This window comes from Eubacterium sp. MSJ-33 (assembly GCF_022174665.1).
Classification (GTDB): domain Bacteria; phylum Bacillota; class Clostridia; order Lachnospirales; family Lachnospiraceae; genus Coprococcus_C.
In genome coordinates, this window is sequence record NZ_CP076562.1 from 2,068,766 (window position 1) to 2,085,195 (window position 16,430).

16 protein-coding genes are annotated in these 16,430 nt (G+C 42.7%); all 16 read left to right on the forward strand.

Annotated features, from left to right (window positions below):
* Position 1: 1 nt before the first annotated feature.
* The 16 genes from KP625_RS09755 to KP625_RS09830 all read left to right on the forward strand — a co-directional run bounded on the left by KP625_RS09755 (position 2) and on the right by KP625_RS09830 (position 16,303).
* Positions 2-910, forward strand: coding sequence for a hypothetical protein (locus KP625_RS09755; RefSeq protein ID WP_238297582.1), 909 nt, complete (start codon positions 2-4; stop codon positions 908-910).
* A gap of 212 nt (positions 911-1,122) precedes the next feature.
* Entirely contained in the window at positions 1,123-1,617 is a 495-nt protein-coding gene (locus tag KP625_RS09760) for a hypothetical protein (RefSeq protein ID WP_238297583.1), read from the forward strand.
* An 85-nt stretch (positions 1,618-1,702) separates the two neighbouring features.
* Entirely contained in the window at positions 1,703-2,008 is a 306-nt protein-coding gene (locus tag KP625_RS09765) for a hypothetical protein (protein WP_238297584.1), read from the forward strand.
* Positions 2,009-2,217: 209 nt separating this feature from the next.
* Complete coding sequence (locus KP625_RS09770) at positions 2,218-3,156, forward strand: ORF6N domain-containing protein (protein ID WP_238297585.1); 939 nt, start codon at positions 2,218-2,220, stop codon at positions 3,154-3,156.
* A 15-nt stretch (positions 3,157-3,171) separates the two neighbouring features.
* Positions 3,172-3,459 (forward strand): helix-turn-helix domain-containing protein, encoded by a 288-nt coding sequence (locus KP625_RS09775; RefSeq protein ID WP_238297586.1) that lies wholly within the window; start codon positions 3,172-3,174, stop codon positions 3,457-3,459.
* Positions 3,446-4,330 carry a KilA-N domain-containing protein gene (locus KP625_RS09780; RefSeq protein ID WP_238297587.1) on the forward strand — a complete coding sequence of 295 codons (885 nt, stop codon included), beginning with the start codon at positions 3,446-3,448 and terminating at the stop codon, positions 4,328-4,330. Before KP625_RS09775 ends, KP625_RS09780 begins: the two co-directional genes overlap by 14 nt.
* 40 nt (positions 4,331-4,370) lie before the next feature.
* Entirely contained in the window at positions 4,371-5,954 is a 1,584-nt protein-coding gene (locus KP625_RS09785; protein WP_238297588.1) for a glucose-6-phosphate isomerase, read from the forward strand.
* Between the two features lie 359 nt (positions 5,955-6,313).
* Positions 6,314-7,738: an alanine/glycine:cation symporter family protein gene (locus KP625_RS09790; RefSeq protein WP_238299934.1), complete on the forward strand. Its 1,425-nt coding sequence runs from the start codon at positions 6,314-6,316 to the stop codon at positions 7,736-7,738.
* A 231-nt stretch (positions 7,739-7,969) separates the two neighbouring features.
* Positions 7,970-8,404: an Hsp20/alpha crystallin family protein gene (locus KP625_RS09795; RefSeq protein WP_238297590.1), complete on the forward strand. Its 435-nt coding sequence runs from the start codon at positions 7,970-7,972 to the stop codon at positions 8,402-8,404.
* Between the two features lie 169 nt (positions 8,405-8,573).
* Positions 8,574-10,088 carry a Y-family DNA polymerase gene (locus KP625_RS09800; RefSeq protein ID WP_238297591.1) on the forward strand — a complete coding sequence of 505 codons (1,515 nt, stop codon included), beginning with the start codon at positions 8,574-8,576 and terminating at the stop codon, positions 10,086-10,088.
* Positions 10,085-10,489, forward strand: a complete 405-nt coding sequence (locus KP625_RS09805; protein ID WP_238297593.1) for a hypothetical protein — start codon at positions 10,085-10,087, stop codon at positions 10,487-10,489. The genes KP625_RS09800 and KP625_RS09805 overlap by 4 nt, the downstream gene beginning before the upstream one ends.
* A 115-nt stretch (positions 10,490-10,604) precedes the next feature.
* Entirely contained in the window at positions 10,605-11,138 is a 534-nt protein-coding gene (locus KP625_RS09810; protein ID WP_238297594.1) for a DUF4342 domain-containing protein, read from the forward strand.
* Positions 11,139-11,405: 267 nt separating this feature from the next.
* On the forward strand, positions 11,406-12,086 hold the full coding sequence (locus KP625_RS09815) for a response regulator transcription factor (protein ID WP_238297595.1): 681 nt from the start codon (positions 11,406-11,408) through the stop codon (positions 12,084-12,086).
* A gap of 10 nt (positions 12,087-12,096) precedes the next feature.
* Positions 12,097-13,368 (forward strand): sensor histidine kinase, encoded by a 1,272-nt coding sequence (locus KP625_RS09820; RefSeq protein ID WP_238297596.1) that lies wholly within the window; start codon positions 12,097-12,099, stop codon positions 13,366-13,368.
* Positions 13,369-13,432: 64 nt separating this feature from the next.
* A complete protein-coding gene (trkA, locus tag KP625_RS09825; RefSeq protein ID WP_238297597.1) occupies positions 13,433-14,830 on the forward strand; it encodes a Trk system potassium transporter TrkA in 1,398 nt (465 codons plus the stop codon).
* A gap of 24 nt (positions 14,831-14,854) precedes the next feature.
* Positions 14,855-16,303 carry a TrkH family potassium uptake protein gene (locus tag KP625_RS09830; RefSeq protein WP_238297598.1) on the forward strand — a complete coding sequence of 483 codons (1,449 nt, stop codon included), beginning with the start codon at positions 14,855-14,857 and terminating at the stop codon, positions 16,301-16,303.
* Positions 16,304-16,430 lie beyond the last annotated feature (127 nt).

Below are 16,430 nucleotides of genomic sequence, written 5' to 3' on the forward strand. Positions count from 1 at the left end.
CATGAGAACAAATCACAAATTTCCATTTGCTATGACTAAGAAATCGTTGGTTGTATATATCGTTTTTACAGTACTTATGGGACTATTTCTGTTTTTTGTCAGAGGAGATATGGTTGGAAAGTGTGCGGCATGTATTGTTTGTCCGATGCTCATTGTATATTTAATCTATGCGTATTGTAAAGAAAGCAAAGCAGATATGAAAGCGCAAGAGACGAAGGCGCAATATATGAATGGCGGCTATTTTGAAAGCCCTGAATGGCATGAGAAATATGTAGCCTATCTTAATGAGCACCCTTTTGAGAAACCTAAATATCAAAACATGAAACGGGATTTATTAAAAAGATTTCAAAGACGGGAATATCTTGTCAAAATGATATTACCATTGTTCCTAATATTTTGCACCTTGTGTCTTATTCCTTTAGGACGTTATTATATGGCTATCATTGGACTTTGCCTGTTCGGATTCTTGTTTTGGCTAGAGTTTTCATTGTATATAGGAATGCCGGTACGGAAGTGGTTGAAGGGCGATATTGATTATGAGGAGCTTGAAGCGTCGTATTTAAAAAGTCAAATGCTTTTCTATAAAACAAATGCTTTAGCATTTGGAACTACACATTTACATGGATTTACAGAGAAAAAAATATATGCAATAGATTATCGGTTGGTGGAAGGAATATCAAGAAAAATAGTACGTCTTAAGAAGTATGAGGATGGAATTTATAATACGGAGGAGTGTCAGCATTTTGCAGTTATTCATGTCAGACTGCCAAGAAGCGGAAACATTTACGATGTTGAGATCGAACTAAATGAGTTTCAGGTTCAAATGGCAATTGATAAGTTATCCACTTGCAAAATTGGTGAAGATTTGATAGGAAATCTTTCTGTAAACGAGCATAAAGAAAATGAATAAAAAAAGAAACGAGTGAGCCGCTTGAGTAAAAACTGTACGGTTGTAAAACTCATTTCTTGGATACATTTTATAACAGAATTAGATGATTTGTCAATCCGAGTATTTGAAAACTTGTCCGCCGGAATATCGGATGTTCCGCGCAAATGCACAGATGGAAGAGAAATCCGCAGACTGCCAACAAAAGAAGATTTGGAATAATTAGGAACAAAGTTATGACGAAATATTATTTGACAAAAATTATTTATAATGGATTAACTTATTTTTTTATATGGTATAGCAACGATGAAGATGGTTTCTTGCTTTTTAATCAACGGCTGTTAGTTTTTTCTAGTGTCGAAGAAGCAAATATATTTGCGGATAAGGAACATATTATTTTTGAAAAAGGAATAACAGTCTTTTATCTATCTAAAATTACCGAGTTAATAGATAATGTAGAAATATCGCAAAATTGTCAAAGTTTAATAGATACATGGCATTTATTTAGTGATTTATCAAAATCACTAAATGAAGAATTTGTAGGAGATTATAATGATGAAGAAATTGTTGATATTTATAATAAGTTATTCTATGGAAGTAATTTGAAACTTCTAAAAAATGAAGAATATCATCCTAGTTTTAATGTTGATGAAAAAAATAAATGTTTGGAGATTTTTCAAAATGGGTTATCAATACTAAACAAATATCTTAATTATGATTTTCGTAAATAAAGATATTATTTTGTTAAATAAAGAATATTGTGGTGACGCAGCTTTTGTCATGAAGAAGAGTCCCTCTGAAAATGGGAGAGAATATATGCCGTATGAAGAGATAAAAGGTATAGTTATTGCGGTGTTTGTTTTGGCGGTAGTGGGGCCATTTGTTGGAGATATCATCTCAAGGCATTCGAAGCATCGGAAACCTGAAAAGCCAATCCCAAAGGGAAGAATTTGGCAATCTAATGATGGTTCGCTGCCGATTCTTACGATAGCGGTGCGATTGGTTGAAAAACAGGAACAGGAAGAACTGGAAGAGGAAGAGGCACTGCAACGGGCGATAGAAGCTGTCTTGGCACAGAACAAACGGGATTACCGTCAGGACATAAAAACTGGAAGGATTTGAATCTGTCCGAAATGTAAGAAGAAAAATGAGAGATACGTTACAACCTGTACCTGTGGCACGCCGAGACCAGAGAAGAAAATATGATATTTAAGTCAGGGACGTTACATAAACCGTCCCTTTTTTAACGGATTGACAGAATCAGATTGACAATGTTGATAAAAAGATTTATTATATAGACAAAATGACAATGGCGATAAGTATATTAAACTATGAAAAGAGGAGTTATGGGGGATACCACAGAATTAAGAACATTAGAATCTATCAAAACACATGTGTATATGATTCGTGGACAACAGGTTATGTTAGATGTTGACTTGGCGGAGATTTATGGTTATGAGCTAAAAGCGATGAATCAACAGGTTAAAAGAAATATTGAACGTTTTCCTGAAGATTTTATGTTTCAATTAAAAAAAGAGGAAATACCAATGGAATGTTTAAAGTCACAATTTGTGACTTTAAACGAAAATGGGAATAAACGTGGTATGCATATTAAAAAGATGCCATATGCTTTTACTGAGCAGGGCATATATATGCTTGCTACAGTACTAAAAGGTGAATTGGCTACTAAGCAAAGTATTTTTATTATGCGGGCTTTTAAGGAGATGCGCCATTTTATTGCCAACAATGCACTTATGTTTGAAAAAATAAATAGTATTGAGTTAAAACAACTGGAATATCAAAAGGAGACTGAGGAAAAGTTTGGAAGAATATTTGAATACATATCCAGTCATAAAAAAGATAATCAAAAGATTTTCTTCGATGGGCAGATTTTTGATGCATTCAGTTTGCTTGCAGAGATCATAGGCCGTGCGAAAAAAGAAATTGTCTTGATTGATGGATACATAGATATAACTACGTTAAATATTCTGGCAAAGAAGAATGTTGGTGTGGATGTTTTTGCATATACGTTTCCAAATGCAAAAATCTCCACACAGGATATCAATAAATTTAATGCACAGTATCCAACATTAACAGTAAAGAAAACGATTGCTTTTCATGACCGTTTTCTCATTATAGATGGCGCTGAAGGCTATCATGTTGGAGCCTCGTTAAAGGATGCTGGGAAGAAATGCTTTGGAATTAACAGAATACAGGGGATTGATGATATTAAGGGAATAATTAAAAAAGCACAGCAGACAAGTGCGTAAACGGAGGAAATAGAGATGGAGAAAAATATCACACTGGAAGATGCAATGAAAAGAATTAAGAAGCTGGAAAAAGAGAATGCAGAACTTAAGGAAGAACTGGAATATTATAAAAATCGGAAAATGAGTGGCCGGCAGAAACATAATGCAAAATGGATGGCAATATACAATGATTTTGTTGTTGGATACGAGAATGGTATGACAATGGTGGAGATTGCAAAACGAAATCACGTCAGTGAACGGACGATTTACAGGTATAAAGCGTATTATGACAAAATGAGGGAAGAGAAGCATGGCGAGGAATAGAATTATAACTGTACAAAATATCCCAATTACTATATCAGAAGCAGATTTAGATGATTATATTTGTATCACGGATATGGCGGCGGCTAAATCAGAAAGTTCCAGAGCAGCGGATGTAGTAAGAAATTGGCTTAGAAATAGAACAACTTTAGAATATTTGTCAACGTGGGAAGAGATATATAATCCGAATTTTAAAGTGTTCGAATCTGAACACTTTAAAAAACAAGCAGGTTTATTGACTTTTACACCAAGTGTGTCTGAATGGGTAAATCAGACCAGCGCAATAGGTTTATTTGTAAAGAAAGGACGCTATGGAGGAACTTTTGCACACAAAGATATTGCATTTGAATTTGCGTCGGCAATAAGCCCTGTTTTTAAATTGTATTTGATAAAGGAATTTCAAAGGCTTAAAGAACAGGAAAATGACATAAAGAAAATTGAATGGAGTGCAAAACGATTTCTCTCTAAAAATAATTATTTGATTCAAACCGATGCTGTAAAAAACTACTTGATTCCTGTATGTAACTATAGAGAAAATTTGCAATGGCTGCCATATGCTGAAGAAGCAGATTTGCTAAATGTTGCTCTGTTTGGATTTACTGCCAAAGCATGGAGAGATGCGAATCCAGAGCTTGCTAAGCATAGTAATATTAGAGACTATTCTTCGATAAATGAATTAACAGTTTTGTCAAATCTTGAAACACATAATGCCCAAATGATTCGCGAAGGAAAAAGTAAGGAGCAACGTTTTAGTATATTAAAGGAGATAGCGGAGTATCAGATAAACATTTTAAATGAAGCTCAAAATATCAGCAATAGAGATGAGCGAATAAAACAAGTGACAAATTCCCCCGAACAGGTTATAATAAAATGAGCTGGCGTCTTACGCCAAATAGATTACGGAGGAAAGAAAAATGACAAATTGGAAAAATCTTGATACTTTGGATTCTTACAAGGCACTCAAAGCTTGTAAGGGCAGTGTAGATCTCACAACTGTTATGGCTGGTGAGAGCGGTGCAGACCGTGCGAAGAATTACAGCGTACCGATGGCAGAGAAGCTTACTTACAACTTCGCTGCAAAGGAAGTAGACGATACAGTTTTGGAGAAGCTTGCAGCCCTTGCCAAGGAAGCAGAACTTGTTGACAAGTTCCAGGAGCTTTACAACGGGGCCGTTATCAATACAGGAGAGAACCGTCTGGTTCTTCATCAGATGACACGTGGTCAGCTTGGCGAACCGGTCAAGGCAGACGGCGTAGACAAGAGAACATTCTATGTAGAGCAGCAGAACCGTATTGCAGAGTTTGCAAATAAGGTACATAATGGCGAGATTACAAATGCAGCCGGAGAGAAGTTCACAACCGTTGTACAGATCGGTATCGGTGGCAGTGACCTTGGTCCTCGTGCAATGTATCTGGCACTTGAGAACTGGGCAAAGAAGAACGGTACATTCAAGATGGATGCAAAGTTCATCAGTAATGTTGATCCGGATGATGCGGCAGCAGTTCTTGCATCTACCGATGTAGCACATTCCATCTTTGTACTTGTATCAAAGTCCGGTACAACCTTGGAGACACTTACAAATGAGTCTTTCGTGAAGGATGCACTTGCAAAGGCAGGCTTGGATGCTTCTAAGCATATGATTGCCGTTACAAGTGAGACATCTCCACTTGCAAAGAGCGATGATTATCTTGCAGCATTCTTTATGGATGATTATATCGGCGGTCGTTATTCTTCTACATCAGCTGTTGGTGGTGCCGTACTTTCACTGGCATTTGGCCCGGATGTATTTGCACGTTTCTTAAATGGTGCAGCCGCAGAAGATGAGACAGCAAAGAATACGGATATCAGGAAGAACCCGGCTATGCTGGATGCATTGATCGGTGTTTACGAGCGTAACGTACTTGGTTACCCTGCAACAACCGTTCTTCCATACTCACAGGCACTGAGCCGTTTCCCTGCACATTTACAGCAGCTCGATATGGAGTCCAATGGTAAGTCTGTAAACCGTTTTGGTGAGCCGGTTGATTACCCAACAGGTCCGGTAATCTTCGGTGAGCCGGGAACAAACGGACAGCATTCCTTCTATCAGTTATTGCATCAGGGAACTGATATTGTTCCATTGCAGTTTATCGCATTCAAGAACAGCCAGATCGGTACCGATGTAGAGATTCAGGGAAGCACAAGCCAGAAGAAGCTCTGCGCAAATGTTGCTGCACAGATCGTAGCATTTGCATGTGGTAAGAAGGATGCAAACAGTAACAAGAACTTTAAGGGTGGTCGTCCATCTTCTATCATCATCGGTGAGCAGGTTGATCCGGAGACACTCGGTGCACTGCTTGCACACTTCGAGAACAAGGTTATGTTCCAGGGATTCCTGTGGAACATTAACAGCTTCGATCAGGAAGGAGTTCAGCTCGGTAAGGTACTTGCGAAGAAGGTACTTGCACACGAGACAGATGGCGCGTTGAAGGTATACAGTGATCTGTTTGGAATCTAAGAGGACAGCACAAGTTTGATATTCGTGTGTGTCAGACTGTATATCAGACGTCAGACGGATATTAGGCGGATGGATGTAAAGCATCCGTGCAGATATACCGATATATATAATAGAAGAAGCAATGACAAAAAGCCGTCGGGCTGGGACATAAGTTTCCCAGTTCGGCGGCTTTTCCGTGGGATCTGTTGACATATAATTTTCCATTCGCAATATAATGAATATAAAACAAACAAAAAACTTTATAAATTGAGGAAAAAATGTTGTCAAAAGCTGGAAAACTGTGTAATATAGAGAACATGTTGTTAAAATAAAACAAAGGAGAGGAAACTGAAAATATGAAATCAGGAATCGTAGGAAACATGTGGGAAGCAATTAATAGCTTTTTGACAAAAGTAGATGATTTCGTCTGGGGTCCGCCGCTTATGATTTTGATCATTGCAGGTGGAATCCTTCTTACCATCCGCATGGGTGTGCTGCAGGTCCGTAAACTGCCACTTGCCCTGAAATGGATGGTGAAAAATGAGGAAGAGGGCGAAGGAGAGGTAACCTCATTCGGTGCACTCTGTACGGCACTTTCAGCGACGATTGGAACCGGAAATATCGTCGGCGTCGCAACAGCGATCGGAGCCGGTGGTCCGGGTGCTCTGTTCTGGATGGTGCTTGCTGCATTCTTCGGAATGGCAACCAAGTATGCAGAAGGACTCCTTGCAGTTAAGTATCGTGTCGTAGATGAAGATAATCATGCACTTGGTGGACCGTTTTACTATATCGAAAAAGGTATGGGTACAAAATGGAAATGGCTTGCGAAGATCTTTGCATTCTTCGGTATCTGTGTAGGATTGTTCGGCATCGGAACATTCTCACAGGTAAATGGTATTGCATCGGCTGTCGAGGGATTCTTCGATCCGAATGAATCATGGAGCGTAGAGATTCCCGGAATCGGTACATATTCGTGGACGGTTGTAATCGCATCTTTGATTTTGAGTGTCTGTGTGGCGCTTGTGCTGATCGGTGGTATCAAGCGTATTGCAAATGTATCCCAGATCGTCGTTCCTTTTATGGCAGTGCTTTATGTTCTGCTTTGCCTGATGCTTCTCATCTGCAATATCAAAGAGATTCCGGATGCGTTCGTAACAATCGTAAAGGGCGCGTTCAATCCAAAGGCAGTGACCGGTGGTGTGGTTGGTACGATGATTGTTGCAATGCAGAAGGGTGTTGCAAGAGGTATCTTCTCAAATGAATCCGGTCTTGGCTCTGCGCCAATCGCTGCAGCCGCTGCAAAGACAAAGGAGCCGGTACGTCAGGGTCTGGTTTCTATGACGGGTACATTTATTGATACAATCATCATCTGTACGATGACAGGACTTTCTATCGTATTGACAGGTGCTTGGCAGCAGGAAGGCTTAGAGGGTGTACAGGTAACAACCTACGCATTCCAGGAGGGACTTCCGATTTCCGAGCAGGTAGCTGCGTTCCTGTTGATGCTGTGTCTGGTATTCTTCGCATTTACAACGATCCTTGGATGGGATTACTATTCGGAGCGCTGTCTGGAATACCTGTCAGGCAAGAACAAGAAGGCAATCCTTGTATATCGCTGGTTATACATCTTAGCCGTATTCATCGGACCATACATGACAGTAAAGGCAGTATGGACGATTGCGGATATCTTCAACGGATTGATGGCGATTCCGAACATGATCGCAATCTTCGCTTTGAGTGGTGTGGTTGTGAAGGAGACAAAGGACTTCTTCAAGCGCCATGCAGAGCAGAATCAGTTTAAGTAAATAACATGATTTTGAAACAGGTGTGCTGTATCGTTGCGGCATGCCTGTTTTTGCGTAAGCAAGACTTCACACTTTTTTCACAATTTTTATTAGCACTCACTATTGACGAGTGCTAATAAGTGTGTTATAGTACATCTAGAACATGAGGGAAGGCCTAGAGAAGGGAACCCGAGTGGGAAGGAAATAAAAACAAACACAGATCATTGTGAAGTATAAAAGGAGGTATGGCTTATGTTAATGCCAAGTTTATTTACAAATAGTTTTATGGATGATTTTTTTGATACACCAAGTTTTGGTGTCTATAAGTACGATGTACCGGCTCAGAATCTGATGAGTACCGATGTGTTCGAGAAGGAAGACGGTTACGAGATTGATATGAACCTTCCGGGATTCAAGAAGGAAGATGTAACCGGAGAAGTAAAGGATGGTTACCTGATCATCAAGGCTTCGACAAAGAACTCTAAGGATGAGAAGGATGCCAAGGGCAAATACATCCGTAAGGAACGTTATGAAGGTTCCTGCAACAGATCCTTCTATGTGGGTGATGCGATTACACAGGAAGATATCAAGGCAAAATTCGAGGATGGTGTTTTGAAGATTACTGTACCGAAGAAAGAAGCAAAACCACAGGTGGAAGAGAAGAAATTCATTGCCATCGAAGGATAATTTAAATAGCTAGTCAGACGATTTTTCGTTTCCCCTCTCTTACTGGGCGACCGCCGTATAAGCGGTCGTCCTTTTTGCTTTTTTGTCTATCATACAATTATATTTACAAAACATACGTTCCGTATTAGAATAAATACATATGGGAAAGCTTGATGTAAGGAGCAGCAATATGCGGCAGTATATAGCAATTGATCTAAAATCGTTTTATGCATCGGTAGAGTGCGTGGAGCGGGGATTAAATCCGCTCACGACGAACCTTGTAGTAGCAGATGAGAGCCGGACAGAGAAGACAATCTGTCTGGCAGTTTCGCCTTCTTTGAAATCCTATGGTATCTCAGGGCGGGCGCGTCTGTTTGAGGTCGTACAGAAGGTGAAGGAGATCAATCGTCAGAGGCTGGCATTTGCACCGGAACGGGAATTTACCGGATCATCATATGAGAATAACAAGGTCAAGGCAGATCCAAGACTTGCACTTGATTACATTGCTGCGAAACCACGGATGGCATATTACATGAAATATAGTACCCGTATTTACGATACTTATCTGAAATATGTGGCATCGGAGGATATGCATGTCTATTCAGTAGATGAGGTGTTTATTGATGCGACAGCATATCTTCATACATATCAGATGACTGCCCGACAGCTTGCGGAGACGATGATTCAGGATGTATATGAGACAACAGGGATTACAGCGACAGCGGGTATTGGAACGAATCTGTATTTGGCGAAGATTGCAATGGATATCGAGGCGAAGCACATGCAGCCGGATGAACGTGGGGCACGAATCGCAGAGCTGGATGAGATGACCTACCGTAAACTGCTGTGGAATCATGAACCATTGACGGATTTCTGGCGGGTGGGGGCCGGTTATCAGAAAAAACTGCACGCACAAAATCTGTATACGATGGGTGATATCGCAAGGTGTTCATTGGGAGAAGAAAATGATTATTACAACGAGGAGCTGTTATATAAGCTTTTTGGTGTGAATGCGGAATTGCTGATTGATCATGCATGGGGGTACGAGCCATGTACAATTGAGGAGATTAAGGCGTATCGGCCGGAGAGCAACAGCATCAGTTCAGGGCAGGTGCTGCAATGTCCTTATACATGTGAAAAAGCGCGCGTAGTCGTGCAGGAAATGACGGAGGCACTGGTGCTGGAACTGGTTCAAAAAGGGCTTGTTACGAATCAGATGGTACTTACAGTGGGGTATGATATCGAAAATCTGTCTGCCGGGGCAAATGGATATTGCGGAGAGGTGACGAGTGACCGGTATGGACGGAAAGTGCCAAAGCATGCACATGGTACGGAGAATCTGGAAGGGTATTCATCTTTAACGAGTAAGATTGAGGCAGCCGTGCTTCGCTTATATGATCGAATCGTAGATGAGAAGCTGCTTGTGCGGCGGATGAATGTCGTAGCGAACCGTGTGATCCGCAAGCAGGATGTGAAGGAAGAATCAAAAGGTTTTGAACAGCTTAATCTATTCACGGACTATGCAGTGTTAGAAAAAGAGAAAGAAGCAGAGAAGGAGAAGGAAGCGAAGGAAGAGCAGATGCAGCAGGCATTGCTTGCAATCAAGCATAAATACGGAAAAAATGCGGTGCTCCGGGGAATGAATTTCCGAGAGGGTGCAACCGCGCGCGATAGGAATAATCAGATTGGAGGGCATAAAGCGTGAGGCGGGATTATAGTGATATTATTAACCGTGAGCGCCCGGTGTCGAAGAAGCACCTGCCGATGGACCGGATGATGCGCGCGGCACAGTTTGCCCCATTTGCGGCCCTTACGGGACATGATGAGGCTGTGCGGGAGACGGCGCGGCTGACGGAGGAGGAGATAGAACTCGATGAGTATGAAGTTGCGGAACTAAACCGGAAACTGCAATGGTTAGCAGAGCATAAAGATGCGGAAGTGTCGATCGTGCATTTTATTAAGGATGCGAAAAAAGAGGGCGGTGCCTACGTGAAGGACACCGGTATTCTGAAGAAAATAGATGAACATACACATACATTGGTATTAGTATGCAAACAGGAAGAAGTGCAGATAGATATATGGAAAATAATAGAAATTTTAATCTGATTTTAATCTTTCCTACCTTATAGATTAATTTTTGTATCGTAAGATATGGACACAATCAAGAACAGCAAAGAACAAATCACAAAACAGCTGTTTCGGAAAATGGAGGATATCAGATATGGATCAATTAGAAAAGGTAGAAAAAATCAGAGAGAAGACAGGTGTTAGTTATGAGGATGCCAAGGGCGCACTCGAAGCATGTAATTTTGATCTGCTCGATGCAATTGTGTATTTAGAGAAGCTTGGAAAAATCAAGGCACCGGAGGTTGGGACTTACACGACCACAACGCAGGAGACATCAAATGAGCTGGCGCAGGCACAGGCAGCCTATGAACAGTCCTGCAAGAAGAAAACATTTGGTGAACACATGGATGAGTTTTTTGCATGGGTCGGCGGTATCATCAAGAAAGGCTGTGAGAAGAACTTTATCATTGAGCGCAATGGTGGACGGTTTATGCGGATGCCAATCATCGTATTTGTATTGCTTTTGATCTTTGCATTTTGGGTTTCGGTACCACTTTTGATCATCGGACTTTTTTGCGATTGTCGGTATCATTTTGAAGGTGACGCGAAAGCAGTACAGGACATCAACAACGCCTGCGACAAGGCATCTGATGCCTGCGCGGGAGTGAAAGAAGACATCAAGAAATAAAAATCTGAAGCATAGAGATAGGAAAATTAAGTAGTGGCGGAAAAACGACAACAGGTAGTTATATAAAGAGATGGACAGAGTACCAATTTTAATGCAGACCATTGGAACATGTCGGTACTTAATGAATTGTGCCAGTTTACTGGTGCAATGAGTTTAGTACCGCTACATGTGGAAGTGAGCGAGAGCGCGTCTGCATGTAATTGCGTACTCTGTCTATCTCGTGGAATATATATAATTTGTCGCTTTTTCGCGGTAGTAGGAGACGATATGAGTAAGATTTTGATTATTGAAGATGAAGCAGGTATTGCCCGTTTCGTTGAATTGGAATTAAAACATGAGGGAAATGAGGTTGAGAAGGCAGCAGACGGCAGAGAGGGCTTGGATAAAGCCCTCTCCGGTTCGTTTGACTTGATTTTACTTGATGTGATGCTGCCGGGATTAAATGGCATGGAAGTACTGCGCAGACTTCGTCAGGAGAAGGACACGCCGGTCATTATGCTCACGGCGCGGGATGCTGTAATGGATAAAGTTTCGGGACTGGATGCAGGTGCCGATGATTATATTACGAAGCCGTTTGCCATCGAGGAACTGCTGGCACGTATCCGTGTTGCATTAAAGAAACATGCACGTACAGAGAATGCACCGATGCATAAGCTGGAGGTGCTGGGCGTCTGCATGGATGAGGATCGTCATGAGGTGACGGTACAAGGAGAAAAGGTGGAACTTACGAACCGGGAGTTTGAGCTGTTGCACACATTGATGCGGAACAAGAACATAGTACTTACCCGCGAGAAGCTTTTAAACGAAGTATGTGGGTATGATTATGTCGGAGAAACAAACATCATTGATGTGTATGTGAGGTATCTGCGGACGAAGATTGATGATCATTTTGGAATCAAGCTGATTCAGACTGTCCGCGGAGTTGGATATTGTATTAAGGAGTCTTAGGAGTAACCGGATGAGAGAAGAACGAACAAATCGGAAGACCACCTCTATCGCCCGGAAGATTCATGTCGGATATTGGTTCCGGCGCTTTTTTGCGTTGCTGGGACTTGATATTGTGATACTTGGAATGCTGTTTGTGGCGGTACTGGTATGGAGGCTTGATACGACAGATACAGATTGGATGTCCGGGGCGAAACCGGTGCATATTACATGGTCCGGTGAATCGTATGCTACATGGACGATGACAACACAGGTCGGTGAGAACACGCAGGATTTTCAGATCCATGATATCGCGGACTATGCGGCATTGCCCCTCATCGTCATTGGTGCGGTGGAGATTATGATGCTTATTTCCGCGGGCTTTGGCACGCGGAATATCAGACGGAAGCTGCGTCCGTTGAATGAACTTGCCGTGCGTGCGGAGGCACTTTCGAATATGAGCGGTGACGAGGTGAATCTGGAGCATCTGGAACAGGCAATCTCGAATGTCTCTGTTGATGCAAATGATATACGGATATCGACCGGGGATAAGGACTTGCAGAGCATCGAGGCAGCGCTGAATAACCTGCTTGCGCGAATGCAGGAGAGCAAGCGGCAGCAGGCTCGGTTTGTATCAGATGCGTCACACGAGCTGCGAACCCCGATTTCCGTGATTCAGGGGTATGTGAATATGCTTGATCGTTGGGGCAAGGAAGATGAGGCTGTATTAAATGAGTCGATTGAAGCACTTAAAAATGAGTCTGATCACATGAAAGATTTGATTGAACAATTGTTGTTCTTAGCACGTGGTGACAGTGGACGTAATACATTGAAGCCGGTGGAAGTTGACTTAAATGACCTTGTACAGGAAGTATATGAGGAGTCGATGATGATCGATGAGACACATCCGTATGATTTTTCGGCCTGTCCGGGCTGTATGGTGCGTGGGGATGTTGCCATGCTGAAACAATCGATCCGTATTTTTGTGCAGAATGCGGCGAAGTATTCGGACAAGGGGGATACAATTCATTTTACAGTCGGACACACGAATCAAGGCGTCTATTATCAGGTACAGGACGAGGGCATCGGTATGCAGGCATCCGAGGTGGTGCACATCTTCGAACGGTTCTATCGTTCGGATGAAGCGCGTAACAGTGAGACTGGCGGCTCAGGACTTGGACTATCCATTGCAAAATGGATCGTGGATGCGCATGACGGAAAGATTGATGTATTGACCAGACAGGATTTTGGAACACGGTTTCGCGTGACACTCCCTTGTAGTACAGATGTAAATATGCTACAATGAAATTTCAGATTTTATGGAACGATAATGGCATGGAAAACATGTAGGGGAGTGTAAAATAAAGGATATGAAATCTTCAAAGAGATCTCAGAAAAAAGAACAAGGATTGAATATTATTATTGTTGGATGCGGAAAGGTCGGCAGTACCCTGGTCGAAAAACTCAGCAAGGAATCTCATGATATTACAGTAATCGATCAGAAGAATGAAGTGGTTCAGCGTATTACCGAGGACTATGATGTTATGGGTTTTACCGGAAATGGTGCGAGCTACAGCATCCAGATTGAGGCGGGTATTCAGGATGCGGATGTTCTGATTGCCGTAACGGAAAGTGATGAGTTAAATCTGCTCAGCTGTACGATTGCGAAAAAGGTCGGCGACTGTGCTACCATCGCACGTGTCAGGAACCCGGATTACAGTATGGAGCTTTCGTATCTTCGAAATCAGCTTGGACTTTCGCTGATCATTAATCCAGAGCTGGAAACTGCACGCGAGATTGCACGTCTGCTGCGCCTGCCGTCGGCTCTTGAGATCAACTCCTTTGCGCGCGGGCATGCGGAGCTTGTGAAGTTCAAGATTCCGAAGGAGAATCTGCTTCACGATAAGCCGATTTCGGCGATGCATGAGTTAAACTGTGATATGCTTGTCTGCGGGGTGGAGCGGGATGGAAAGCTGATTATCCCGGATGGTTCTTTCATCATGCGTGGCGGTGATGCCGTGACATTTCTTGCGACACCGACAAACAGTATGGATTTCTTCAAGAAGATCGGTGTCGATACACATAAGGTCAAAAACTGCATGATTATCGGCGGAGGAAAGACTTCATATTATCTTGGAAAACAACTGATATCGACCGGTGTGGAAGTCAAGATCATGGAGATGGACGAGAAGCGATGCGAGGAGTTAAGTGTATTACTTCCGAAGGCACTGATCTTGCATGGCGATGGCTCGGACGAAGACCTGCTCCGTGAGGAGGGCATCGAGAGTACGGAATCGTTTGTTCCGCTGACCGGACTTGACGAGGAGAATATCCTGCTTACGTTATTTGCGAGAAAATGCTCCGATACGAAGGTAATTACGAAGATCAACCGGAGTACCTTCAGCGATGTGCTCGATGGACTGGATATCGGAAGTATCGTATATCCGCGTTATATCACAGCCGAGAAGATTCTGGCGTATATCCGTGCGATGCAGAATTCGGTCGGAAGCAATATCGAGACATTGTATCATATCTTTGATAACCGGGCAGAGGCACTGGAATTCAAGGTTGAGAAGGATTCGCCGGTCATTGGAAAACCAATTATGGATCTGAAACTGAAGGATAACCTTCTGCTTGCCTGCCTGAACCGGAATGGAAAGGTTATTATTCCACGTGGTCAGGATGTCATCTGCGAGGGCGATTATGTGGTTGTCGTCACAACACATACCGGATTTACCGATGTCAGTGATATTTTGAAATGGCAGTAAGGGAGATTTTTTTGGAGACAGATTATGAACTACTCAGTTGTTATTTATATATTAGGCTGGATCATGGAAATCGAGGCAGCGTTCCTGGCCCTTCCGGGTATTGTATCCGCGATATATGGCGAGTCGGGTGGCTTTGCTTTTTTGTGGGTGGCACTTGGAAGTGCGGTTGTAGGTTCCATGATTATTCTGCATAAACCGAAGAATATGCGGTTTTATCTGCGGGAAGGCTTCGTGACGGTAGCGCTTTCGTGGATTCTGATGTCTGTGATTGGATGTCTGCCGTTTGTGATCAATGGTGATATTCCGCATTTTGCAGATGCGCTTTTTGAGATGATATCGGGATTTACAACAACGGGTGCGACAGTTGTATCGGATGTGGAAGGCCTGACGAAGGGCAGCTTATTCTGGCGAAGCTTCAGCCACTGGATCGGAGGCATGGGCGTTCTTGTATTTCTGCTTGCCATCGTGCCGATGGCGGGAGGCAGCCACATGAACCTGATGAAGGCGGAAAGCCCGGGACCTTCGGTTGGAAAACTGGTACCGAAGGTGCGCCAGACAGCCAAATACCTGTATATTATTTATTTTACCCTGACCATGATAGAGGTAATTTTTCTACTCTTTGGAGGAATGAATCTGTTTGAAGCTCTGACAACGTCGTTTGGAACAGCCGGAACCGGAGGTTTTGCAATCTGGAATGACGGATTCGTCAGTGTCAGCCCGTATAATCAGTGGGTCGTTACGATTTTCATGTTGCTGTTCGGTGTGAATTTCGGATTTTATTTCCTGATTCTCACAGGAAAGCTGCGGGATGCGCTGAAGTTTGAAGAGGTGCGGATTTATTTTATCATCGTGATTGCATCGGCAGTGTTTATCTTTATTAATCTGCGACATTTTGCATTGTATGCGCCGGTGGAAGGCATCCGGCAAGCGTTCTTCCAGGTAGCAAGTATTATCACGACGACGGGATTTGCAAGTGCGGATTTCAATCTATGGCCGGAGACTTCGAGGACAATCCTTGTGCTTTTGATGTTTATCGGTGCCTGCGCCGGAAGTACGGGCGGCGGTATCAAAGTCTCACGGTTTATTATTGCATGCAAGTCATTTATAAAAGAAATTATTTCTTATCTGCATCCGCGTTCCGTGAAGAAGATCAAACTCGAGGGAAAACCACTCGAGCATGAGACGCTGCGGGCGACAAATGTCTATTTTATGACATATATGGTTATTTTCGCGGTATCCGTACTGCTTGTGTCGATTGAGAACAAAGATCTGGTCACAAACTTCGCGGCAGTAGCAGCTACGTTTAACAATATCGGTCCGGGGCTTTCTCTGGTTGGACCGATGGCGAATTTCGGACATTTTACGGATTTTACGAAATATATTCTGATGTTCGATATGCTGGCTGGGCGACTTGAGATATTCCCAATGCTGCTGTTGTTCTGCCCGACGGTATGGAGGCGTCGAAGAGCATAGAAAAAGATTGTTTACAAAAAAGAGGAACCGGATGGGCCGGTTCCTCTTCGTGCGTTATAAGGCTATGGTTAATTACTGAAAGATTGATATAAGAATGGTATTCGTAACAGTAAACCTTATAACACAC

Excerpts from the sequence above, each read along its gene's own strand:
- KP625_RS09755 (WP_238297582.1), top strand. The coding sequence starts at position 2 with ATGAGAACAAATCACAAATTTCCATTTGCTATGACTAAGAAATCGTTG.
- KP625_RS09760 (WP_238297583.1), top strand. The coding sequence starts at position 1,123 with ATGACGAAATATTATTTGACAAAAATTATTTATAATGGATTAACTTAT.
- KP625_RS09765 (WP_238297584.1), top strand. The coding sequence starts at position 1,703 with ATGCCGTATGAAGAGATAAAAGGTATAGTTATTGCGGTGTTTGTTTTG.
- KP625_RS09770 (WP_238297585.1), top strand. The coding sequence starts at position 2,218 with ATGAAAAGAGGAGTTATGGGGGATACCACAGAATTAAGAACATTAGAA.
- KP625_RS09775 (WP_238297586.1), top strand. The coding sequence starts at position 3,172 with ATGGAGAAAAATATCACACTGGAAGATGCAATGAAAAGAATTAAGAAG.
- KP625_RS09780 (WP_238297587.1), top strand. The coding sequence starts at position 3,446 with ATGGCGAGGAATAGAATTATAACTGTACAAAATATCCCAATTACTATA.
- KP625_RS09785 (WP_238297588.1), top strand. The coding sequence starts at position 4,371 with ATGACAAATTGGAAAAATCTTGATACTTTGGATTCTTACAAGGCACTC.
- KP625_RS09790 (WP_238299934.1), top strand. The coding sequence starts at position 6,314 with ATGTGGGAAGCAATTAATAGCTTTTTGACAAAAGTAGATGATTTCGTC.
- KP625_RS09795 (WP_238297590.1), top strand. The coding sequence starts at position 7,970 with ATGTTAATGCCAAGTTTATTTACAAATAGTTTTATGGATGATTTTTTT.
- KP625_RS09800 (WP_238297591.1), top strand. The coding sequence starts at position 8,574 with ATGCGGCAGTATATAGCAATTGATCTAAAATCGTTTTATGCATCGGTA.
- KP625_RS09810 (WP_238297594.1), top strand. The coding sequence starts at position 10,605 with ATGGATCAATTAGAAAAGGTAGAAAAAATCAGAGAGAAGACAGGTGTT.
- KP625_RS09815 (WP_238297595.1), top strand. The coding sequence starts at position 11,406 with ATGAGTAAGATTTTGATTATTGAAGATGAAGCAGGTATTGCCCGTTTC.
- KP625_RS09820 (WP_238297596.1), top strand. The coding sequence starts at position 12,097 with ATGAGAGAAGAACGAACAAATCGGAAGACCACCTCTATCGCCCGGAAG.
- trkA (WP_238297597.1), top strand. The coding sequence starts at position 13,433 with ATGAAATCTTCAAAGAGATCTCAGAAAAAAGAACAAGGATTGAATATT.
- KP625_RS09830 (WP_238297598.1), top strand. The coding sequence starts at position 14,855 with ATGAACTACTCAGTTGTTATTTATATATTAGGCTGGATCATGGAAATC.